The following is a 22,636-nucleotide window of genomic DNA, read 5'->3' on the forward strand; positions in this document are numbered from 1 at the left end:
CACGTGTATCCGGGTTATAAATAACGGAAAAATGTAACGGTAAGGTATATACTTCTTTTCCCTCAACTTGTACAGCATCGACAAGACCGATAAATTCCGCGCAGAGTTCCTCACTGAGATCTTCAAAAATAACCTTTACTTCGATAGGTTTGCTAATATCTCTAAAGCCCCATATTTACCTTTGAGTCTTTTCTCCTTATCCACTACAATATGAATTAACAAAAGTGGAGGGATCAAAGATGCAGCGCAAGAGTTACAGCATTGAATTTAAACAACAGCTCATCCAAGAAGCCTTAGAAGCAGGCAATGCCAGCCAAGTTGCAAGACGACATGGAATAGACGGGAAAATGCTCGCTCGTTGGATTCGTCAATCGAAGCATGCAAACTGGAAAAACGCATCACCAGAATCCAAAAAAGTTGCAGCCTACACTCCATCATCCAAAGAGTTTCAAGCGTTAGAGCAGGAAAACGACAAATTGAAAAAGCTGTTGGGCGAGAAGGATTTGGAGATTGCGATTCTTCGTGATCTCGTAAAAAAGGTGAACCCCGCCTATCGGACAAAATAGAGATCGCCGACAAATGGATTGCGCGGGGTTATAAAGCTGCAGTGGTGCTGCGAATCGTCGGCGTCAGTGAAGCGACGTACTATTACCGGAAGAAACACTTCAAGCAAGAGCGAGTGTATAACGGCGGACGGCCGATTCCCGGCTTTTCCTTGGATCATAAGCGGCGTCCCGTCAGCGATGAGCAGATCAAGGAATGGCTGATGGAGCTTATTGCCGGGGAAGAAGCGACTTACGGTTACCGTAAATTAACCGTATGCCTGAAACGACAGTATGGGCTGATCATTAACAAGAAAAAAGTATACCGGCTGTGTCAGGAACTGGGCATCCTGCAGCCACAACGCCGGAAGCGAATCCAATATCCCCGAAAGCTGGCGAACAACCGTGAGATTTGCGCTTCGAATCAGCTTTGGGAGATGGACGTGAAATACGGCTATATTGCAGCAGAGCAGCGTTTCTTTTTCTTGCTCAGCCTGATTGACGTCTACGACCGATCGATTATCGACTACCACATGGGCCTCTCTTGTGAAGGGAAGCATGCTGCGCAAATCCTGCAGAGAGCGTTATGGAAACGGCGGCTCTTTGAGAAAGATCAGCTGCCCGTGGTTCGTACCGATAACGGCCCGCAATTTATCAGCCATGCTTTTGAAGAAGCATGCCTGGAGTATTGTGTAGAACATGAACGTATTCCTCCGAAAACGCCGAATAAAAATGCGCATATCGAAGCATTTCATGCCATTTTAGAACAAGAGTGTCTCTCCAGGCATGAATTTGAGAGTTATCAGGATGCATACCGTATCGTATCTGACTATCTCTTGTTTTATAATCAGCGGCGGATCCATGGAAGTTTGTATGATCTATCCCCGCAGGAATTTCATCAAGCTATGCATCAGCAAGCCGTAAAACCGCTTGTGATTAAGGTATGATGGATAAAGCCCTTTACATGGAGGGGCGGGCATGATAGGCTTGTTAGCCTCGCGATGCATGTGTTATCCGCATCGCCCTATCGCGAAAAATCATGCCCGCTGGAGGCTCCATGTCAAGGGCGACAACGAGCGACAACGACGTAAATCAATGAGAAATTACGCAATCGTGTGAATAAGGGTGTAAGACTCTAAAGTTACGGGTTTAAACCGATATCGTAAAAATCCGTCTCCTCAAATTCCAGTGTTCTAATCGATCTATCTGGATTGAAGATCATATGGAGAATGGATAGCACATTGGACTTTCCAGCGTTGTTTTCTCCAATAAGCACCACGATATCGTGACCGTTTATTTTTTGAGGAGTGATTCGCATCTCATCTTTGAAGTTGCGTAAGTTTTTAATCCGCAATTCTTTGATTCTCATCGCTTACCTCCGGAATACTGTCATTAAGGTTGAAAGCAGGAAAAATAGCTCGTCATCTTAAAGGCAAGGCATTTCATCGTTCCCAAAGAGCTATTGCCACCAAGAATATTCAGTTTTTAAATCTTTTCCTTTCTCGTGTTCGCGTTTCCCAAGAAACTCATCTTCTCTAGCTATTATTGGATCATACCAATCGGCCTTCTTCTTTGCCCAATCGATCCATTGTAAATCTTCCCCTGTCAAATTACCGGACGATTCCAAAGCTGCAACGAATGCCCTGATCTTGCACGCCATCGCGTAATCCTGCGCCAAATTTGTCAATGCAACCGTGCGCTCGACCTCGATCATATAACGTTTTCGGCGTTCTTCTCGCAATCTCTCTACTTCTTCGCGTTTACGACGTTCTTCTTCGCGCGCCTCTCGCTCTTTTCGTATAATTTCAGATGCTTCATACATCTCGATCAGAAGAATTCCCAATTGGTCTTCCACGATGGAAGATTTCGTATCACGAAACCTTTTATTTTGATTCTGATTTATATTGATGCACAGCTGCCCATTAAACACATAATCATATTTGCGAAAATTCGGTTTCGAAGCCCAGGAGTACCGTTTCTTATCTTCCTCATATTTGCGAAGCTGATTTTCCTCTGACTTTGTTAAAACATGATCGACTTTGTCCTGCATTTCATATATCTCAAGGGATACCGATTCATTCCGAATAATAAAGGAGAGAGTATCCGTCACTGAGCATCCCAATGGTTCTATAGTATGAATGAGTGCCCCAAGGATTCGGTAGACACGCGGAAGCGTCTCATTCGAAATCACGCCCGCTAGAAATGGAGGACTGGACTTATATGAGCTGTAGCTTTGACGGCTTCTTTGAGCGCCAACTTCTTTTTTATCGTTCCTGTTCCATTCGTTAACAACGTTCTTATATGCGGCAATTTTAGGGTGCATCTTGGCCTTTTCATGCGGGATCTGTATCCGACTCGCTATATCAAATACCTTGTTCCTTTCATCCTCGTCGAGGAATGCCAACTTATCCAAAAAGCTTTTGTGAGCAGCTTCGGAATAAGTTCGGTTGTTAATATAGGGCTTGCTGAACAAGATTCGTTCCATTTACACCCAACGTAAGTCTCTAAACCCAAGCAGTCTGAAAAAATGCAAAAAGAGAACACGCAGTCGCCGCTCCAGATTCATGACCAGAAACTGAAGGGCGATGACGGTCAAACTGGTTTCGGCGCCACGCGCCCGAATGCGACCTAGGCCCAATTTGCGCTTGCCTTCTCCAAATTTTCCTTCGATCGCATTACGCTGTACAGCGTCCTGGCGCTCTTGCCGACGATCGGCGACTTCACTTTGCTCTTTCGAGGGTCTGCCGAGCTTCGGGCCACTAAGGCGAATCCCTAGCGTTTTGCAATAGTTCAGGTTGTCTCGATTGCGGTAGATTTTATCGGCTAGAATGACGGCGGGATAATACCCGAATCGCTGTTTGTACGCTTCCACCGATGCTTGCAGCGTGGTTGCCTCGTTGAAGCTGTCCCATTGTGCCGTTTCGATCCAAGCGTAACCGTCCACCAGACTGGCGGCGATTTTGGCGCCGAACTCCACGTTCGCTCCAGCTTTGCCTCGAACCATCGGACGTACATGCGGCTGTTCGATACTCACGATGCGATCGGCGACGATATGTGTCTTCTTCTCCATCATTTCGCGCTGCTGACGGTAGAGCTCCGAGATGATCAGAAGCTGGCGATAGTGTCTTTTGCTCAGTTCCGTGAGAGGCGTATACTTCACGAGGGCTTCAATAATCCGCAGATTCCGTCCCACGTAGCCAAGTTGCTTTTTGATCGCTTTGCGGATCACCTTGCCCGATGCCTTGCGTTGCTTGGAAACACTCAGGTACGATTTTCTGGCTTTCTCGCGGTACGTGCGCGGCTTCTCCATCGCTCCGACATGGGGACGGTGCAGTACGTCGATGATGTCTTCCAGGATTTCACGGGCGTGATTCAGCAGCCCCAAGTCAGTCGGATACTTGATGTCCGCAGGCGCGCATGTCGCATCCAGCATGAGGGTGCCCTTGTTCATGACTTCCGCTGTCGGTGCGGCTGTAGATGGCAGGACGTGTAGCTTTTTCGCCATGTTGCGGGGTTTCTTCGCCACAACAGGGGGCTCCTCGGGAATAGAGAAAGCGTCCCCTACCTCCATGGTGAGCTGCGAGCCGCCCGCGTCGTTGTCGTCGTCATCGCGATCTCGCTTGGACGATTTCGGTTTCGCCTCGACCTCTCGCTCTGCTTGCAGCGCGGCTTGGGCGATCCAGTCGTTGACTTCAGCTAGGATTTCCAAGCCGAGCCGTTCCCGAAAATGCGTGAGCAGGGAGTGATGAAACGGCACTTCATCGACATACGCAGTGTAGCCCAAGAAGAACTGCAAATATGGATTTTCCTGGATTTGTAAGGTGGTCTCGCGGTCACTTAAACCAAGGCGCTCCTTGATGATGAGCGAGCCGAGGGCGATACGTGCCGAGTACGCCTTTTGGCCGATGGCTGGGGACTTGAACGAGCTCACATATTTCTCTTCTACTTTGTCCCAAGGGATGATCGCCGCAAGCTGCACCCACCGATTGGTTGGATTTAATTTTCCGCCAAAGGGCAAATAGAAGTTTTCCAACAAGTCTGCCATATCTCGATTCAGCACGAACACTTTCGCTCACTCCATCTGCAAGGTTTTTTACCGATTTTCCGTGTTTTCTTTGCAGATGAATTCGACAAAAGTGCCTCTAAACCCTTGTGAGATAAGGATTTTTTGATTTTTCAGCAAGCCCTAATATATTTTTCGGTTTTACTTGATTTGGATAGTGGCATTGCGCCAGTATCCAAACCTGCTTCTAGGAAATCGTCCTCTTTCATAACAATTTTCGAACCAGCATCAGCATTGTTTACCGCTTCTCCATCCTGTTGCGTGGCCTCGAGCTCTGCTTCTGGAATGGTCGCCATACCCTTATCAATCTTCTGCACTCTTATCCGCGGCGTTTTCGAACACGGAATAGCAACTTCGTGTATAGATGAGTCTGGAAGAGGTGGTTTCGTTACCGACTTTCCAAAATTTAATTTCGTCCAATACCCCGCAGGAGGTATGGGCACATTTGCTTCCTTACAAAGCTTATATATTAGGCCATATGATGTGCCATATTTCCTAGCAACACCAGCAAGCGACAGCTCCCACACCTCGTTATAGATCTGCTCGCGAGCCAGCATTTGAGGTTGTTCCTCGACCATCGTTACGACCTCCTTCTCAGTTTCAAATGCCTTTTCGTTGATAATTTTCTGGTCAGGTTCATAAGCTACAGGAGCCGCTTGTGAAAATAATTTAGCCCCGCCTCCTATTCGTTTCTTTCGCTCAATAAAAAAACTAAATCCTTCTTCATTTCTTCAAATTGCGAAATGATTGTCTCCAGATTTTTCTCTATGCTTTGAATTTGAACTTCTTTGATTCTTCCATACTTGTACGCAATAAGTCGTTCAGCAATAATGTGATAACTCCAGCTATCAGAGTATCGATCCTCATTATGAATTGCAAAACCTATCGGCAGGCGGTCATTTCTCATGCCGATACTTACAACCATGGGAGCGATGCCAAGATAATCAGCTGCAATTTTACAGGTAATTTTGGGTAAGCTTCTTATTTCTTCATCCGTGTATCTTCCCACACGACTCACCTCTAGTCATTCCTTCCGCTTTAAGTTGAAATGTTGTATTTGCTTCATATACTCTTGGTTTTCGAACATCAGTTTTAGTAATATTTCGACAAATGTAAGTGTTTTCCTGTCCATGTGCTGTATCGGTCAAAATTCGCGTCCAAATTCAAGTCTAAAAACACAAAACCCTTCAGACTTATTCTGAAGGGCAGCATTATAAGTTATGTAGTTGTGTTGTTAAGGGATTCTCTATCATTGTATTAACAGGGACCGAGATAAGAAATTGGTTAATAATAAAGGAGCAGACTAATGGAACTGCCCCTATCATTTTCCTTCTAGTCTCTCATTATACACGTACTCATCGCCCATTCAGTTCAATAAATTGGCAGCTAATCTAACTGTTGCTTCCGGGTCTTTGACATTTAATGCGCCGGGATCAAGATTGCAAAACATCTCCACATACTCTTGCGGCACTCCGCTTTCATGGATGATTTGGAGTTCATTTTTTACTTTCTTTTCAAGCAGCAATTGTATGCTTTTTCTTAATACAACGGGTTCAGGCACTGGGATAACGTCATCCAACGGTTCCTTCACTCTCATTCTTTTCATGGACATTTGTTTAAATAACGAAGTGAATTTGCTCTCCGTTATTAGCCCCAGGTCTTTGCATCTATATATCATAGCGGCAATCGAAACTTTCCAGTATTTTTTAAGCTCCACAAAATGAAGCAATGATGTTGAAGTCACTGTTTTTGCAAATGCCTCGGCAGGCAACAAAAAGGCAGACGCAAAGCGATTCGCCTGCTCTTCAATCTTTTTAAACTCCTCTTTGGAAAGAAGATTATTATTCACATCTTCATGCATTAAACGATGTCCAAGTTCGTGAGCCCCATCCAATTGACGCCGAACCGCGGATTGTTTGTCATCACCTAGAAAAATAAAGGGACGGCCTTTTCGATGCTGACAAAAGGCATCGATTTTTTCGCTGGCCATATGGATAGTGAACACCATAATTCCGTTACGTTCAAGCAAATTGACGATGTTAGTTAAGGGTTTATCGCCCAGTCCCCAATGATCTCTAGTCAATTGCGCCAATTTTTCTATTGATACCACATCCCAATTGCAATTGCTGAAATCTTTGGTGTCCGGCAAGTTTAGTTTAGGGAAATCTATATATTTGCTCAGATAGTCGTATATATATCCTGCAAGATACGATTTGTTCAGCTGTATTTCTCGACTTTTTTGGGTTGCGGTTGCATTCGCCCTAAAAAAAGTGTTGCCTACGTATTGCTCGCTGTCTCCATAAAAGAAACTTTTCGGAAATCGAAGCATAACACCGTCGTTATGCACCGTCATTTCATTACGTCACATAGTCTTTATTCCATCATTTTTTCTTTTTCAATCGATCACGTAAATGTCCGATATAGATTGAATTTGGATCGTTCGGATTGTACTTGCGATTCATTGCACGTTCAAACTCATCGATTAACATTGCAAAATCATGTACATTCGGTTCCAGTCCAAAGGTACGCTTCATATCACGGTAATGACGAAAAAAAACGCCCGTTGCCTATTCGCTGTAACTCGCAAATCACCGCTTGAGCATATTGTCTATTCATCTCGCGACGGCTCTTCATCCCACCATCCTCCCACTATAAAGTAATTTTTTCTCCTGTTTTCCCGCCCATTCTTAGTTTTTCAACTTTGACGCCTTGAGGATGTTGATAGACATTGGTGAACAATTGAATAGATTACATTTTTTTCTGTAAGGGCCGGTGGCGGGAATAGAGCTTGAACTCGATTTTATCCAAACTATGGATATATTGGTATGATCGCACAGTGGATCTCCACATTCACCCTTGGGGTTTACCCTCCCATGTCACGCTGGGTCTATGCCCTTACATTCCTTCGTTCTACCTCTCAAGGGGTGGAGGCCGATTCTTGCTCCCTTACTGGGTCGTTGCCCTTATGGTGTATTGTTCTTCGGCTTCTCCGGTGCTTCCGTTGTCAAAGTTGTACACATATGAATACGTGAGAATTCAGGATGACATTGATTAATTTTAAGCTGCACTCCGTTGTAGCTGGGCTTGTCGAACGGGTCCTAATACATCGATTGCATCATACTCTTTTTGCTTTGTCCCCAAGGTGTATAAGATTCGAATGAGTTTTCCACATAGGGCGATGATCGACTGTTTTTTCTTCAGCGGATTCTGACTCCGCGTGGTGTAGTGCTTGTGTAGAGCCTTGAACACTTCGTTCTTGGCCACCATCGGCATCATACAACGGAACAAAAGCGCTCGGAGGCGAGATCGCCCTCGCTTGGTGATGCCGGTCTTCCCTTTACGTTTACCAGAGCTGTTCTCTTTCAGGTTGAGACCCGCCAGGCGGATGATCTGCTGGCCATGGTCGTACTTGTTCAGGTCTCCTACCTCAGCCAGAAATCCAGCTACGGTGACTTCTCCAACCCCTGGGATACTTAGCATGTGTGCAGCTCCCGGAATTTTCTCCAGGATTTCCATCACCTTCTGCATCGTGGACTCCAGTTGCTTGATAAACAGATCGAACTGCTCTAATAGGGCGGATAATTCCAACCTTGCTGCCATGGTTCCTTCCGTTAATCCAATGGAGGACGTTGCAGCAGCGTAGAGTTGCTCTGCTCGCTTGATGCCTACGCCTCGCTTTACTTCCGTCTTCCAGTGTGTGAGAATGCCTCTGGCGCCTGTAGAGACAACCTCCTCTGGCGTTGGAAACCGTCGCATGGTCATAAGCGAGGTCTTGCCGTCCCATTCCTTAAATACGCTGGAATACTCTGGGAAGAAGCGATCGAACCAGTTCCCGATTCGTGCCTTCACTTGCTTGAGATTGATGGATACCTTCTCTCGAAAATTCATCAGAATACGCAAATCCGCATATTCCTTCGTCGGAAGACTGGGCTCAGAGTACTTGCCATTTCGGATTAAATCCGCAATGACTTTAGCATCCTTGTAGTCGCTTTTGGTCGGTGAATTGTCTTCCAGCTCTTTAGTTTTGTTTACATGATGCGGATTCACCACTACAACTTTGATGCCTTGCCCTTCTAAGAATGCAGCCAACGGGAACCAGTAGTGTCCAGTAGGCTCAACGCCAAATACAATTTCCGTTTTGGCATTAGCTTGCTGAAGTTCCTTCATCCACAAGGCTAGTTTCATTAGCCCTTCTTGATCGTTGTAAAAAGTGCATTCCTTGCCTAGTTCAAGGCCACGGAAGTCCACAGCACGAGCTACATGAATCTTCTTGGCAATGTCCGCACCGATGACAAGCGTTCTTTCGGAAATTCTTGTAATTCGTTGATTTTGCTTGTATTTGTCAACTGAAAATCCGGCCACATAATCATTTAATTTCCGGCCACGCGGCATAAAATAAAAGCTACGCCAACTGCTGTTTTTGCAACCACTCCTTTGTTTCTTTCATGCGATATGAATTTCCGTTCATGTTGACGATGTAAGACTGATGCGTCAGCCGGTCAATCATCGCAGCGGTCATCACCGGATCTTGAAAAATCTCACCCCATCGTTCAAAGGACAGATTGGTCGTAATGATCGTCGATTTACGTCCAGCCCGAAGTGACAGATGGGTAAACAATAATTCAGACCCTTCTTTATCAAACGAGATGTAACCCATCTCATCAGCTATGACCAGATCATACTTCTCGAAACGGTTCTGGAATGCACGTAGAGTCTGTTCCGACCGGCATTCCCTGATCCGGTTCACGAGCAGGGGGACGGTTGTAAACCATACTTTGTAACCCTCCAGGCAAGCTTTCAGACCTAACCCGATGCTAATGTGCGTTTTTCCAGTCCCTGGGTTTCCGGACAGAATTACGTTGCGCCCTTCTCGGATAAAATCTAGCGTTTTCAACAGTTTTAACTTCTTCTGTGCATCTTCCGGCAAGTCCCCGACAACCAAATCTTCGAGATATTTTTTGTGCGTAAATTCCGCCAACCGTATTCGGTTGTACCGGGACGCTTCCCGACGGGCATCGCATTCCTTTTCGAGAAGTTGCGTCAGAAATTCTTCGTAACTGGCGTCCCGTTGAGTCGCTTCCTGAATTTGCTCTTCCAAATGCTTACGAATCATCGGGAGCCGCAATTCTTTGCTGTATTCCAGAATCATTTCCTTCAACGCCTTGCGCGGCGAGTGGCTCATGCAGCGCCCTCCTTCGTTTCTGTCGGCCTAGTATCAAACAATTCATCGTACATGCGCAAATGCTCAACTGATCGCTCCGCAATCTCTTGGCCGGTTTCCGAATGTGTCGTCCGAACCACCGGCGCCAGATCTCGGTTTTTGGCACATAGCACTTTAATTTTATCCGTGGTTACATGGGCTGGGTGGATCCACTCCAATTCCTGAATAGCTTGCTCGATCTCCGCGAAACTGGCATCATCTCGAATATATTGCAATAGTTGTACAAATTCCTTGTTGCGTCTGGTATAATACCTTTCGTAGATTGTTTTTATCTTTTTGGGAGCCTGTTGCCACGCCGCGCTACCGGCGAATGCACCAGGTTTTTTCTTTAGCGTATCTAAATAATGGTTCAAGTCCAGCCGCCACTCATGGCTGCCGGTACACCGTACATGCTCCGCTACTTTCGTTTCTTGGTGAAAACAAAGCACTCGGGTCGAGTACACCTTGATCATGATCGATTCTCCAACCAGATGATCTGGTACGGAGTAACGATTTTGGTCCACCATAATCGTCGCGTATTTATCCGCCCGCCCGTAAAGTACACGGGCTGCGTCAAACGGGGGCGGGGAAGGCAAAAGGGTGGGGCGTTCTTCTTCCAGTCGTTCCTTCGCCGTCTGGCCGTTATTCTCGGTTTGCGGCTTTTGGTTGCGCTGAGTGCACACCTCCTGTAAATATTGGTTCGCTTCTTCAAGCGATTCAAATTCGTGCCGGAAGGCGAAGGCTTTCCGACGCACGACTTCTACGCTGCGTTCCACATGTCCTTTCTCATTGCCGCTGCGAATATTGCAAAACCGGAATTGAAAGCCGTAATAAAGCGACAGTTGGAGTAATCCTTGTGTCGGCTCCTTATCCGTTCCGACGAACCGTTTCACCGCGACTTTCATGTTGTCATACACCATGGTTCGATACACACCGCCGATATGCTGAAAGAACAGGGCATGTGCTTCTTGGAAGCATTCCGTCGTTTGCTTGGTGAACAGGTATGCAAAACGGTAATTCCCATATGCGGATGTGAAGACTGCCATCTGAAAAGTTTGAAACTTTCCATTAATTTTGAGCTTCACTTCACCCCAATCGAATTCGCAAATGTCCCCAAGCTCATACAGTGCCTTTATGTATGCTTCCTTTGGTTTTCGTTCCAAACTACGAACCGTCCGAAGAACAGTACTATAGCTGATTTGGATACCTTCGGCTTCTAGTGCCTCGAAGATATCTACCGCCTTCTTTTGCTGTTTGCGTTGCCCTTGGCTTCGCTTTACTTCGTTCTCATCCAGATGAGCCTGAATCTTAGCTGTCATTTCGTCGGTCAGTTTTCGTTTGGGTCGAATTCCGACTGTATACTTGGGCGCGGTAGTGAGGGCATCAATCAGTGCTTGGATATCCACCGAGTTGTTCCCCTCAGCTAGTAGCTGTTGTCTCCTTTCCTCATATTGCCTGATGTACTTCCCAACCGTCTCCCGATGGATCCCTGTCAATCTTGCAATCTCCCGGCGCGACCTCCCCTCATGAATATGCATCATTAATATTTGTTGCATCGTGTTCATCGCGATCATTCTCTCCCAGCCCCTACTTGTTGATTTTCTCTCCAAGTAGGTTTATCGGTTGTGGCCGGTTTTTCAATGATTTTGCTGGCCTGTTTTTAAGTTACCATAGACAATTTTGCTTCTGTTTCAGCTTATACTTCATGGTAGAGCGTCCTCCTTTTAATTAGGGCAGTGAATGTGTCCCATTCCAAGACCCAGCATACAGGAGACGCTTTTTTCATTCAAACCTCAATTTACTTCATTACAGGAATGGCTCCCTTTTGACCCCGTTATTTAACCCAATTATAACCAAAATAGCGATCCATCGAGCAAGGTTTGACTACCTCTCGAGGACCGCTTTTTTGGTAACTTGTTTCACATGAAATATCTATACTATAGTATGTTTTTTAGAAAGTATACCTGCTTTATTCCAATATGTTATTCTTCTGTGATAATGTTACCCTATAACTGTTCTGAGATAATGTCACTATGGGACAGGAGATAATGACATTAACACAATCGAAATTGAAATAATGTGATCGTAGCATCCTCCATTTGGGTTTAATGACAAACCAAAACAAAGGGGGGAGAGCGACAGCCAACGCTCCACGGCAAGCAGGAAGCACAACAAAAAAGACCTCGTGTAACCGTCAAGACCTCTTGAACAATTATTGCTAAATAATTTTGAACAGTTTTAGCTGGCGAAAATAGTCTGCCGGATAGCTATCACCACTTAATTGGATGACCTCGCTCTTATGCAAAATGCGGTCCAAGATCGCAGTCGTAATCGCTTGATCTCCCAATAGCTCACCCCAATCCTCTGGTCCCTTATTGGAGGTAAGGATGATTGAGGTTTGGCCGTACAACTTATTCACAAATTGAAACAATAGATTTGCTTCATTGCGATCCATGGCCATAAACATCAGATCATCCAGAATGACCAAATCAGAGTTATGAATACGTCGGAGTTTGTAGTGAGAAGATCGGGAAATCTCTTGTGTCTTCAGTAGTTGAATTAAGTTATCCATCGGCACGAAGCTCACTTTGCAGCCGTTATTTAATGCCTCTACGCCCAATCCAATGGCGATGTGCGTTTTACCGACTCCAGGAGGCCCGAGCAGGATGAGATTGTAATTCTGCTCAAGCCATAGAAGTTCCCGAAGTTGCTGAAATTGGCGTTTGCTTAAGGACGGTTGTTCTTCCAAACGAAACTCATCCAGCGTCTTCACTTCAGGGAAGGACGCCCATTTATACCGCCTGGCGAGTTGCTTTTCTTCTCGGCGGACTAATTCATAGCGGAGTAGCCGCTGCAGGAACTCACGGCATGTCCATTGGTGTTCTTCAGCCTCCATCAAGCTTTCGTCAACGATCTGGGCTGCTTCCGTGAGGTTGAGCGTTTTTAAGCTTTGTTTCAGGTGCACAATGGTCTCGTTCATGTTCAGCCTCCTCCCAAAATACGCCGGTAAATCTCAATATCACGAATTTGAGGCTTGACTTTCCATTTGGTTGGATCCACTCCGCTCACCCGTTTAATGTTGCTCATATCCGGCGTCGTTTTTTCGTAAGACCTCGAGAAGTGGTTCACGGCATCAACGAAGTCCACTGCCCTGTATAATCGGTTGGTCAAACAGTAACGAAGTGCTTGATCCGCGGCTTCTTTCGATGCCTGATCCAGCGTCTTTTGAATGAGTTGGAGTTGATCTCGGGTATACCGAGGATGAAGCCGATGAATCTTTTTCAGGTAAGATGAAGCCAGGTCAGGATCGAGAAATTGCCTCCTCACGCTTTCTAAGTAGGCAGCGATACCTTTCTGGCGATCTCGCCGATGATTCGTGTTCTGGATGAGTTGGCCCCGCCTCTGTGAGCGTTCATGTTCAGCAATGATTTCCCCGGTATCCAAGTCATAGATTTGCAATGTTGATTCATGGACCCGGACTCCAACTTCTTTCGAGGTGCCATCATAAGTCCCGAGGGGAACGGAATACCGGCTCCCTTCATACCAGATGGTGTTGTCCTTCCGCACGGTCCTTGGTATACTCGTACTAGGAGTTTTTATTTTTTCTGGGACCGGGCGAAGGTGTTGCTTCTCAAGGGCGAACACTTCGGCTGGTATTTTTTGGTCGTATGATGGATAAGAGCATTTCCTGTCCGGTCTAACCAAGCCATGCAGTCCTCATTCAACTTGTCTACACTTACGAAGATCCGATGGCGTGCGAAATTCCGTTTGACGTACTTCACGACATTCTCGATACGACCTTTGCTTTCGGGATCTTGTTTCCGGCACATGTAGACCTGAATGCCTCGGTGGCGAACGTATGCCGCAAATTCGTGGGTTAGGATTAAATCGCCGTAATTTTCACTGGTAAGCAACAAGTGATCCTGATCATAAACGATTTCTTTCGTCATTCCTCCATAAAAGGCAAAAGCTAATTCATGAGCATCGATCACATCCTTCGTAATAAACGGCCGATCTTGCCAATGAACGAATTTCTGTCTGGAGTGGGATAGAACAAACGTAATAAACCAGCACTTCACGAGATTCCCTTGGAGATTCTTCATTTTCGTCTCCCCGAAGTCCACCTGCATTTGTTCACCCATTGGGGGATCGGGAATGGCTTCATACTGCCTTTGTTGCGTCTCCTTTGGGATCCCGTACATCTTTCGCAGCAACCGGACATAGCTTCTTACAGTACTTTCCCCAACTTCAATTTCTGGATGGTGTTCCTTTAGCCAATCCCATATTTGAGCGGCAGAGAGGTCGGGGTACTCCCTCAACCACTGGATGATGCGCTGCTCAAAAGGGTCTAATTTCTTTTTTCGAGTCTCCAGACCTTCCATGAATTGTTTGAATTCATCCGGATTCATGCTCATGTACTTATACACCGTGTTCCTTGAGACATTCAGTTTTCTAGCAATCTGAGAGACTTTCAATCCCTTCGCTTTCATCTGATGAATGGAGAAATACATATACCACCTTTCTAAGCGTTTCATCTTCCTCACCCATGATGATTATTCTACGATGAATAATAGTCACGGGAGGAAGTGGTCGTAAAGTGTTCATTACTATTGAGCAATTTTTGTTGTCTATATTCTAGCGGTTACACCGCTCGTTTTTCAGATCTTTGAACGATGATAAGGACCCATGCAAATGGTACAATTTTGCCCTGTAATTCTTTCTTTTCTGTAAGGCCTTCTCCGGATCAAAATAATGCCGACGGATACTGCTGCTTATAGAACGGTCGTCGCTTATTGCATACCAAGGTCCTGCTGGATAAAAAAAGTTCATGTAGTTAACGTCGCGGAAGTTCAGCAATATTGTCTCCAACAAAAGATCATAATTTAACGTGAACAGATTAACGTCGTGATCTGTCTTGATGATAGAGTAGAGCCATCTTACGAAATTCGGAATGTTTGCTTTGATCTGAGGCAAGCGCACATTCCTGTAGATGATGTCAAGAATCAACGCCATGTATAAGTCGATTGATGCGCGTATTGATTTCTCGTGTTTCTGAATTTCCGCGAGATCCAGACCGTGGCTTTCGACGAATTTGCTTCCGTATATGTCGCTTTTAAAGAAGTTCAATTGGCCATGTAGAGCATCGTAGAGCGTCTCAATTGATGCGATGCATTCCTCGAAGTTGCTCTTGTTAATATTCGCTGGCATGTGATGCTCAACAAATGCGCTGTGTTCATGGGGTAAGCAACCGAAGAATTTTTTGGTTATTCTTGGGATTGAAAATTCAGGATTCAATGCGATAGACAGACCGTTCCCTGTTAACACCACAACTTTCGCCAATGATCGCGCCTCGCTTACATCGTTTTTATCGTGCAGGTAAGAAGAAATTCCCACAGGCGCGGCTAATGATGCCGCCTCCCACTTAAAATTCAGTTCGCTAATAATGTCCCTAAACCCTTTTGCTGCAGATAACTGCCCGTTACTTCAAAAAGGACGCTCCCGCTCCTTCGCTTGGGCTACGTCCTCCTCATTATAATTAAAGTACATATGAGGGTAGTATGTATTGCTTTAATAAGAGACTTTAACTCAACTTTCGCACCTAGAAAATCAATGTAAAACCAATTGTAGAGCGGGCTTAAGGTCTGTTGAATAGCCAGCTTGCACAAATAGAAAAACACCACTTCGTTTGGTAAAGTGAGAGTGACGAACAATCACCACCAGACAGAAGAGGTGTCTTCCATCATGATAGACCATCAGCCCGACCTGAATCAACTGCCAAACGAATTAAAGCCCGCTTTTCAAGAACTGAAAGTGCTGAAACATCTTCAGCAAGCCGGGTTCCGTAAGCGATTCGGCTTTAGCTGTGCTCGGCTGTTCCAACTCGTCTTCGTTCTGCTGTTTCACCAGAAGAATTGGTTCCGACTGCTCGAGAGCAGCAAGGGCGACGCATTTCCCGGCAAGGATGCCGTCTATCGTTTCCTCAACCATGCAGGCTTTGCCTGGCGTCGTTTTCTGACGTCGCTCAGCGTCGCGACGGTGCAGAAGGTCAACGTGCTTACGTCGTCCAATCGGGACACCGTCTTCATCGTCGACGACTCCATGTTCGAGCGCAACCGCAGCAAAGCCGTCGAGTTGCTGGCCAGGTTCAAAGATCATGCTACCGGCGCTTATTACAAGGGCTTTCGCATGCTCACCATGGGATGGTCCGACGGCCATACGTTTCCGCTGGACTTCACACTGCTCAGTTCCAGCAAATCTGCCATTAACGGCATGAACGAGAAGATCGACAAACGGACGAACGGCTATAAGCGACGTCAAGAAGCACTCCTGCCGGCTCCGCAGGTAATCGTATCGATGTTGGATCGTGCGCTTACCGCTGGAGCCACGGCCTCCTACGTCTTGATGGACAGTTGGTTCACGCACGCGCCCCTCATTGGCGAAATCGTTTCTCGCGGGCTCGACGTGATCGGCATGGTCAAGAACGACAATAAGCGTTTCCTTGTTCAAGGCCGGAAGCTGTCGCTCAAAGAACTATATGCGGCAGCGTCTCCGGTGCAGAGTAAGAAACGGGGCATCCTCCGTTCGATTCAAACCGAGCTTGCCCCCGGCATACCGGTTCGCGTGGTATTCGTCCGTCATCGTACGAAGAAGAATGAATGGCTCGCGGTACTGTCGACGGATCTTTCCCTCTCCGTGGAGGACGTGATCCGTATTTACGGGATCCGCTGGGACATCGAGGTCTTCTTCAAGTGCACCAAGTCGCTGCTTCGTTTGCAGAAAGAGTTTCAAGGTCGCTCCTATGATTTGCTGATTAGCCATACGACCATTGTGTTTTCACGCTATATTCTGCTGGCATGGCAGCACCGGCAAAGTACAGATGCTCGCTCGTTCGGCGGCTTGTTTTATGTTTTGTGCGACGAAGTTGGCACGTTGGACTGGGCGATCGCCTTGCAGCAACTGCTCGATCTGATCAACGAAACCGCAACGAAAGCAGGAAAAAAGCTTTCGGCTCTGATTCAACGTCAACTCCAGCAATGGATTGCCGCTTTACCCAACTACATTAAGGCTTGTTTGCCCATTTCATGCTGCGAAAGTTGAGACTTTAACAACTATATTGATCTTAAATTTATTTTTACTTTTATAAACTCAATTATTTCGTTCTTGTCATAATCATCAAGATTTCTAAAAACTTCAATCAACCTTTTCTCGAAATCATCTTCATATGTCGTCCCATCTTCTGCAGCGACACCGGTTAATAACCAATTTATGTTCACATTATACTGCGTTCGAATAGATATAAGCGTTTCTGCAGAGGGATTACTATTCCCCATCTCAATTTCACTCAGGTTCCCTTGGGAAATTCCTATACTTTTTGCAAACTGAACTTGGTTTAAATTGTTCTCTTTGCGGATACATTTGATTCTATAACCAATGTCACTCAACAACTCCACCACCGATCGTCAAATCCTGTGTATATTGATTTCTTAGCAGATTAAAAGGGAGCCACGAATTATTCCCCCCGGGCTCCCTTCTAGATGTTCAATATCTTGCATATCGGTTCACGACATCTTTTACTGGTTCACAACATCTTTTACAGGTTCACGACATCTTTTACTGGTTCCACACTTTTTTATCACTGGACAACAAAAACTACCCAATATCGCTAACTACTCCACCGTCACGCTCTTTGCCAAATTCCGTGGCTTGTCGACATCGTTGCCGCGGGCCAGTGAGGCGTAGTAGCTCAGCAGCTGCAGCGGCACAACGGACAATGCCGGGGTTAACAGAGGCAACGTTGCGGGAATGGCGAACACTTCATCGACTGCCTTGGCAAGCTCGTTATGCCCTTCCGAATGGATGCCGAATACATGCGCGCCGCGGGCCGTAACTTCTTTTATGTTGCTTACCGTCTTTTCGAACAGGTCCTCCTGTGTCGCCAGCGCGATGACCGGGATGCCTTCTTCGATCAGGGCCAGCGTTCCGTGCTTCAACTCTCCGGCTGCATAAGCCTCGGAGTGAATATAAGAAATCTCCTTCAGCTTCAGGGATCCTTCCAGAGCTACAGCATAATCGAGGCCGCGGCCGATGAAGAACAGGTTGTCGTGCGTGGCGATTTGCTCCGCCACATTCTTGATGGCCTCCGATTGAGCGAGAATACGCTCCACCTTCTCAGGCAGCTCTTTCAACTCGGCGATGACTTCCGCGATGTAGGCATCGTCTTGCGAACCCAGTGTTTGAGCAAGGTACAATCCGAGCAAATAGAAAGCGATCAACTGCGATGTATAGGCCTTGGTCGAGGCTACGGCGATTTCCGGGCCGGCCCAAGTGGTAATGACATCATCCGCTTCACGAGCAACCGAGCTGCCCACTACGTTAGTGATGGCCAGCACACGCGCACCGCAGCGTTTGGCTTCACGGAGCGCAGCAAGCGTGTCTGCCGTTTCCCCGGATTGGCTCACAACGATAACCAACGTTTCCGGAGTAATGATCGGAGCACGGTAACGGTACTCGGAAGCTACGTCCGTTTCCACCGGAATACGCGCCAGCTTCTCAATTACCGATTTGCCGACAAGTCCTGCATGGTAAGCCGTTCCGCAGGCCACAATATGAACGTGACGAATTGCCTTGATCTGCTGCGGCGTCATTCCGACTTCATTCAGTACAACTTTTTTGCCGGACGGATCCAATCTGGAGCCCATGGTGTCACGGTAAGCTTTAGGCTGCTCGTGGATCTCTTTCAACATAAAGTGGTCGTATCCGGCTTTTTCCGCGGTGACGATATCCCAATCGACATGAAATAATTCCCGGGAAATAAAATTCCCCTCAATCGTCATTAATTCGACACCGTCTCTTGTCAGAACAGCCATTTCTCCATCATTCAAAATATACACATTTCGCGTATATTCGAGGATCGCCGGAATATCGGAGCCGATAAAGTTCTCACCTTCACCCACACCAATGATGAGCGGGCTGGATAAACGAACCGCAACCAGCTTATCCGGTTCATGCTCTGTCAATACCCCAAGTGCATAAGCGCCTTTCATCCGGCTGACCGCTTTTTGCACGGCTTTGACAATGTCGCCTTCATACAGGCTTGCAATCAGGTGAGAAATCACTTCTGTATCCGTTTCGGATACGAATACGTGACCTTGCGCCGCCAGCTCCTCTTTGAGCACCATGTAGTTCTCGATAATCCCGTTATGCACTACGGAAAACTTAAGAGAATTGTCCGTATGGGGATGCGAGTTGACATCCGACGGTTTGCCGTGCGTCGCCCAACGGGTATGTCCGATCCCGATCGTTCCGTTCAGCGGCGTTTCTCCGAGCTTGGATTCCAGATTGGCCAGACGGCCCTTCGATTTTTTGACCTGAAGCCCTTCGGATGTATAGACGGCTACACCGGCTGAGTCATACCCGCGATACTCCAATTTCTTTAATCCTTCAATCAATATATTTTGAGAATTACGATTCCCTACATAACCAACAATACCACACATAGAATAAGTACCTCCTACAGTATACAACACATAATCATTCCACTTGATCTCGTCGAACTCTTGTCCGCCCGGTCGCCCGGACGTTTTGCATTTCGACTTACGGTATGGATCATCACCGGAAGGCCCCCGCCGAATCCTTCGAACACCTTCACCTCGTCAACTGAGCCGCCCCCTGATATGCTTTTGCTTTCCGCGCTGTCCAAGAAAATGTACGGATCCCGGCAGTACCCGAGACTGGAAGGACCGGATTCGCAGAAACTTAAACCATCAGAAACAGCCGCTCAGTTCTGGCGCTTCGTATGACAATATACTACCCACCTTTCTCTTCAGAATAAATATAATCCCATCTTATTCATTTTGCCATCGATGTGCAACCTCTATTTTTCATGGTGTTTTCATTAATTATTTCGGCACTATGCCCTTATATAGAATCCCAGCCTCACAATTCGGGAGCTGATCCCGAAACCGTAAGGCTGGGGGTCTAACGCACTCAAATTTCCTGCAAAAAGGCGAATTAAACCAACTCCCGCTGAATCACTTCGGCAATTTGCTGGACGTAAGCTTCCACCTGCTCCTTGTCCGGTCCTTCCGCCATGACGCGGATCAGGGATTCGGTGCCAGATGGGCGGACCAGTACGCGCCCGTTGTCGCCGAGTTCTTCCTCGACTTTGCGTATCGCCAATTCCACAGCGGCATTGTCCTTCAGCTTGCTTTTGTCGGCTACACGTACATTCACCAGCGTTTGCGGGTACTTGCGCATAATTTGCTTCAGCTCGCTCAACTTTTTGCCTGACTTCACGACCGTATCCATCAACTGAAGGGCAGTCAAAATACCGTCTCCCGTCGTATTGTAGTCGAGGAAAATAACGTGCCCGGACTGTTCTCCGCCGAGATTATAGCCGCCTTTGCGCATTTCCTCCATGACGTAGCGGTCTCCGACAGCCGTCTTGGCCGCCTTCATGCCAAGCGATTCGATGCCCTTGAAGAAGCCGATATTGCTCATCACCGTAGTCACAATCGTTTGCTGACGCAGCTTGCCCGCCTGATTCATCGCTTGTCCGCAAATGCTCAGAATATAGTCGCCGTCTACTTCCTCGCCATTCTCATCAATAGCGATCAGGCGGTCCGCATCGCCGTCGAAGGCAAGCCCGATTTGAGCGCCCCGCTCCACCACAAGCTTCTGGAGCTTTTCAGGATGCGTCGAACCGAAGCCTTCGTTAATATTGCGTCCGTCCGGCTCCGCGCCGATGGAGATCACCTCAGCTCCCAGTTCCTCAAATACCTTGGGAGCAAGCTCATAGGCCGCCCCGTGAGCGCAATCGAGTACGATGCGGCAGCCTTTGAAGGAAGAATCGACCGTCGATTTTACGTAATCCAGGTACATGTATTTAGCCTGATCGTTGTCCAGAACCGTTCCAATCTCGCCGCCTACCGGCCGCGGAAGCTCGTCAAGCTCCGCATCCATCAACCGTTCGATCTCAAGCTCCGTCTCATCGGACAGCTTAAAGCCATCGGCCCCGAAGAACTTGATGCCATTATCCTCAACCGGATTATGGCTGGCCGAAATCATAACTCCCGCGTCCGCTTTCAGCGTCCGGGTCAAATAAGCAACCGCCGGCGTCGTCACGACACCAAGACGGATGACGTTTGCGCCGATCGACAGCAGCCCTGCCACTAGCGCAGCCTCCAGCATCGGGCCGGAAATCCGCGTATCTCGGCCGATCACGACATTCGGTTTTTCCACTCTCCCGGCAAGAACAAAGCCGCCGCAGCGGCCGATTTTATATGCAAGCTCCGGCGTCAATCCCTGATTGGCGACCCCTCGTACGCCGTCCGTCCCAAAATATTTCCCCATAGTTTATCTCTCCTCAAGTACAATAACCTTTTCATAAGAACACCTTAAACGAAGCCATTCACTGGATGAGCAACCGCGATCAGAGGCAGGTTTTTCTTGTATTAAAAACGGTTCAGCTCCGCAAATTTACTCTGTCGCTAAAAAACCAATGATCCTTTTATTATCCACTAATCCTTGTATGCGGGTCAAATCCTCTGACCGTTATGGTGAAGATGAAGGATTCGCGGTGCCGGAAGGAGCGGAGGTATCGCCCTCCCTGGCACTGATTTCCACCGTCGCTCTGAGATATTCCTGAGACCCTTTCTTTACAAAGGTCGGCAAGTTCCATGTCACCGGTACCTCATGCCGGCCCGGAGGCAAATTGCTCACATCCACAATGCCCTGCACATCCTGGGGCTTCAGCTTTTCAATCCAGTCCGGCGCTCCCTCGACCGTAAGATTCAAGCGCCCTGATTGAGGAATCAGCACACTCGTATGAAAGCCGTCGTTTTGACCGATGATCGACAGCGGAATCGACTCCAATATTTTGGTTTGGGACGGCACAATGCTGACGCTCACCGTCACCTCACCGGGATCAATCTGCTTTACATCGCCCCGAAGCGGAATCGGCAGTGTGAATTCTTTATCCTCTTTCAGCCCGGAAAGATCCACCTGCGGCCCTTCGTAGAACTCCAGCCGATCCAGCATGTCCTGAGCTCCGTACACCGTAACCTTGTCGATGCTTTGGCGAATACCCGATACCGCAAAGCCCGGCGGCGGTTCACCTACCAGCTTCACTTGCAGCGGCACCAGCTTGAACGGACTTGTAATAGGCACTTCCACTTCCACTACCGCAGGATTGATGATGGCCTCCTCGATCGCTTTACCGTCCTTGTCATAAGCAACCAGCTTCGCCTGGGCCGTGACCGGTGAATCCGCCTTATCTACATCCACATCGGCCCGGACCGACTCCACGGCCTCATAGATACGGCTTGGCACACCTACGGTGACCTGCTTCGGTTTAACCACCGGCTGTCCCGCCTTCAAACCGACCGTCGGCGTCCCCGTAACCTGGACCGTCACCGGCATCGATTTGTTTTTCTTCTCATCGACAACCACTTTAGCATATGCCGGTGTGATTTTGACCGATACACTGGATGGGAACCCTACCGGAGTCAGCGGAACCATATGCTCCCCTTTGCCGGTGTTCGTTAAATCCAGCTCCACCGAATAATTGGCCGAATTCAAGACACGCTTCAACGTAGAGCTTCTCCCTGCTATCGTCACCGTAACTTGCGCCGGGGAGATATCCTCAATAAAAAATTGATCTTCATTATACTTGGGCGTGACCGCCACATTCCCAATCGTTTCTTCCACCGTTCCCGTCCCTGTCGATCCGGGAATGGAGCTGCCGTCCATTCGTACGACCGCCCACAGCAAAATACCGATGACGAGGGCCACTACCTTTACGACGTTCGTGTTGCGTAACCATTGGTCCAT

At 47.5% G+C, this 22,636-nt stretch carries 20 protein-coding genes; 3 read left to right on the plus strand and 17 right to left on the minus strand.

All coding sequences use genetic code 11. The annotated features are described in order from the left end of the window. Window positions 1-239 precede the first annotated feature (239 nt). Together EXW96_RS17035 and EXW96_RS17040 are read left to right on the plus strand one after the other, a co-directional pair. On the plus strand, window positions 240-566 hold the full coding sequence (locus EXW96_RS17035) for a transposase (protein WP_141336823.1): 327 nt from the start codon (window positions 240-242) through the stop codon (window positions 564-566). A 17-nt stretch (window positions 567-583) separates the two neighbouring features. Next, window positions 584-1,489 carry an IS3 family transposase gene (locus tag EXW96_RS17040; RefSeq protein WP_258313571.1) on the plus strand — a complete coding sequence of 302 codons (906 nt, stop codon included), beginning with the start codon at window positions 584-586 and terminating at the stop codon, window positions 1,487-1,489. 194 nt (window positions 1,490-1,683) lie between these two features. On the opposite strand, the gene EXW96_RS17045 is transcribed toward EXW96_RS17040, so the two are convergent. The 13 genes from EXW96_RS17045 to EXW96_RS17100 all read right to left on the minus strand — a co-directional run bounded on the left by EXW96_RS17045 (window position 1,684) and on the right by EXW96_RS17100 (window position 15,145). Next, window positions 1,684-1,911: an AAA family ATPase gene (locus EXW96_RS17045; RefSeq protein WP_174351022.1), complete on the minus strand. Its 228-nt coding sequence runs from the start codon at window positions 1,909-1,911 to the stop codon at window positions 1,684-1,686. Between the two features lie 90 nt (window positions 1,912-2,001). Then, complete coding sequence (locus EXW96_RS17050) at window positions 2,002-3,027, minus strand: hypothetical protein (protein ID WP_174351023.1); 1,026 nt, start codon at window positions 3,025-3,027, stop codon at window positions 2,002-2,004. Further along, on the minus strand, window positions 3,028-4,608 hold the full coding sequence (locus EXW96_RS17055; protein WP_375256423.1) for an IS5 family transposase: 1,581 nt from the start codon (window positions 4,606-4,608) through the stop codon (window positions 3,028-3,030). It abuts the gene before it with no gap. 110 nt (window positions 4,609-4,718) lie between these two features. Beyond that, window positions 4,719-5,183, minus strand: a complete 465-nt coding sequence (locus EXW96_RS17060; RefSeq protein WP_174351024.1) for a hypothetical protein — start codon at window positions 5,181-5,183, stop codon at window positions 4,719-4,721. Window positions 5,184-5,287: 104 nt separating this feature from the next. Continuing rightward, complete coding sequence (locus EXW96_RS17065) at window positions 5,288-5,623, minus strand: hypothetical protein (RefSeq protein ID WP_254611435.1); 336 nt, start codon at window positions 5,621-5,623, stop codon at window positions 5,288-5,290. Between the two features lie 348 nt (window positions 5,624-5,971). Continuing rightward, on the minus strand, window positions 5,972-6,958 hold the full coding sequence (locus EXW96_RS17070; protein WP_174351025.1) for an ImmA/IrrE family metallo-endopeptidase: 987 nt from the start codon (window positions 6,956-6,958) through the stop codon (window positions 5,972-5,974). Between the two features lie 704 nt (window positions 6,959-7,662). Further along, window positions 7,663-8,997: an IS110 family RNA-guided transposase gene (locus EXW96_RS17075; RefSeq protein WP_174351026.1), complete on the minus strand. Its 1,335-nt coding sequence runs from the start codon at window positions 8,995-8,997 to the stop codon at window positions 7,663-7,665. 10 nt (window positions 8,998-9,007) lie between these two features. Beyond that, on the minus strand, window positions 9,008-9,787 hold the full coding sequence (istB, locus tag EXW96_RS17080) for an IS21-like element helper ATPase IstB (protein ID WP_174349575.1): 780 nt from the start codon (window positions 9,785-9,787) through the stop codon (window positions 9,008-9,010). Further along, complete coding sequence (istA, locus tag EXW96_RS17085; protein ID WP_155615814.1) at window positions 9,784-11,379, minus strand: IS21 family transposase; 1,596 nt, start codon at window positions 11,377-11,379, stop codon at window positions 9,784-9,786. The genes istB (EXW96_RS17080) and istA (EXW96_RS17085) overlap by 4 nt, the downstream gene beginning before the upstream one ends. A 644-nt stretch (window positions 11,380-12,023) precedes the next feature. Continuing rightward, window positions 12,024-12,785, minus strand: a complete 762-nt coding sequence (istB, locus tag EXW96_RS17090; protein WP_174351027.1) for an IS21-like element helper ATPase IstB — start codon at window positions 12,783-12,785, stop codon at window positions 12,024-12,026. A 2-nt stretch (window positions 12,786-12,787) separates the two neighbouring features. After that, window positions 12,788-13,372: a Mu transposase domain-containing protein gene (locus EXW96_RS27655; RefSeq protein WP_254611436.1), complete on the minus strand. Its 585-nt coding sequence runs from the start codon at window positions 13,370-13,372 to the stop codon at window positions 12,788-12,790. Window positions 13,373-13,401: 29 nt separating this feature from the next. Beyond that, window positions 13,402-14,340 carry an IS21 family transposase gene (gene istA / locus EXW96_RS27660; RefSeq protein ID WP_309225131.1) on the minus strand — a complete coding sequence of 313 codons (939 nt, stop codon included), beginning with the start codon at window positions 14,338-14,340 and terminating at the stop codon, window positions 13,402-13,404. 100 nt (window positions 14,341-14,440) lie between these two features. Further along, on the minus strand, window positions 14,441-15,145 hold the full coding sequence (locus tag EXW96_RS17100) for a hypothetical protein (protein WP_174351028.1): 705 nt from the start codon (window positions 15,143-15,145) through the stop codon (window positions 14,441-14,443). A gap of 402 nt (window positions 15,146-15,547) precedes the next feature. On the opposite strand from EXW96_RS17100, the gene EXW96_RS17105 reads away from it, so the two are divergent. Beyond that, window positions 15,548-16,903 (plus strand): IS4 family transposase, encoded by a 1,356-nt coding sequence (locus EXW96_RS17105; RefSeq protein ID WP_174351029.1) that lies wholly within the window; start codon window positions 15,548-15,550, stop codon window positions 16,901-16,903. An 11-nt stretch (window positions 16,904-16,914) separates the two neighbouring features. Here the strand turns inward: EXW96_RS17105 and EXW96_RS17110 are convergent, their stop codons facing one another. The 4 genes from EXW96_RS17110 to EXW96_RS17125 form a co-directional block, all read right to left on the minus strand. Further along, window positions 16,915-17,259, minus strand: a complete 345-nt coding sequence (locus EXW96_RS17110) for a helix-turn-helix domain-containing protein (RefSeq protein ID WP_217437398.1) — start codon at window positions 17,257-17,259, stop codon at window positions 16,915-16,917. A gap of 213 nt (window positions 17,260-17,472) precedes the next feature. After that, window positions 17,473-19,302 carry a glutamine--fructose-6-phosphate transaminase (isomerizing) gene (gene glmS / locus EXW96_RS17115; protein WP_137671052.1) on the minus strand — a complete coding sequence of 610 codons (1,830 nt, stop codon included), beginning with the start codon at window positions 19,300-19,302 and terminating at the stop codon, window positions 17,473-17,475. A gap of 514 nt (window positions 19,303-19,816) precedes the next feature. Next, a complete protein-coding gene (glmM, locus tag EXW96_RS17120) occupies window positions 19,817-21,157 on the minus strand; it encodes a phosphoglucosamine mutase (RefSeq protein ID WP_174351031.1) in 1,341 nt (446 codons plus the stop codon). Window positions 21,158-21,358: 201 nt separating this feature from the next. Next, complete coding sequence (locus tag EXW96_RS17125) at window positions 21,359-22,636, minus strand: CdaR family protein (RefSeq protein ID WP_174351032.1); 1,278 nt, start codon at window positions 22,634-22,636, stop codon at window positions 21,359-21,361.

It is taken from the genome of Paenibacillus sp. JMULE4 (genome assembly GCF_013337105.1).
Classification (GTDB): Bacteria; Bacillota; Bacilli; order Paenibacillales; family NBRC-103111; genus Paenibacillus_G; species Paenibacillus_G naphthalenovorans.

Coding starts and splice junctions, on each gene's coding strand:
- EXW96_RS17035 (WP_141336823.1), top strand. CDS start 240: ATGCAGCGCAAGAGTTACAGCATTGAATTTAAACAACAGCTCATCCAA.
- EXW96_RS17050 (WP_174351023.1), bottom strand. CDS start 3,027: ATGGAACGAATCTTGTTCAGCAAGCCCTATATTAACAACCGAACTTAT.
- istB (WP_174351027.1), bottom strand. CDS start 12,785: ATGAACGAGACCATTGTGCACCTGAAACAAAGCTTAAAAACGCTCAAC.
- EXW96_RS17075 (WP_174351026.1), bottom strand. CDS start 8,997: ATGCCGCGTGGCCGGAAATTAAATGATTATGTGGCCGGATTTTCAGTT.
- EXW96_RS17105 (WP_174351029.1), top strand. CDS start 15,548: ATGATAGACCATCAGCCCGACCTGAATCAACTGCCAAACGAATTAAAG.
- istA (WP_309225131.1), bottom strand. CDS start 14,340: ATGAAACGCTTAGAAAGGTGGTATATGTATTTCTCCATTCATCAGATG.
- EXW96_RS17045 (WP_174351022.1), bottom strand. CDS start 1,911: ATGAGAATCAAAGAATTGCGGATTAAAAACTTACGCAACTTCAAAGAT.
- EXW96_RS17125 (WP_174351032.1), bottom strand. CDS start 22,636: ATGGACCAATGGTTACGCAACACGAACGTCGTAAAGGTAGTGGCCCTC.
- glmM (WP_174351031.1), bottom strand. CDS start 21,157: ATGGGGAAATATTTTGGGACGGACGGCGTACGAGGGGTCGCCAATCAG.
- istA (WP_155615814.1), bottom strand. CDS start 11,379: ATGATCGCGATGAACACGATGCAACAAATATTAATGATGCATATTCAT.
- glmS (WP_137671052.1), bottom strand. CDS start 19,302: ATGTGTGGTATTGTTGGTTATGTAGGGAATCGTAATTCTCAAAATATA.
- EXW96_RS17060 (WP_174351024.1), bottom strand. CDS start 5,183: ATGGTCGAGGAACAACCTCAAATGCTGGCTCGCGAGCAGATCTATAAC.
- istB (WP_174349575.1), bottom strand. CDS start 9,787: ATGAGCCACTCGCCGCGCAAGGCGTTGAAGGAAATGATTCTGGAATAC.
- EXW96_RS17070 (WP_174351025.1), bottom strand. CDS start 6,958: ATGACGGTGCATAACGACGGTGTTATGCTTCGATTTCCGAAAAGTTTC.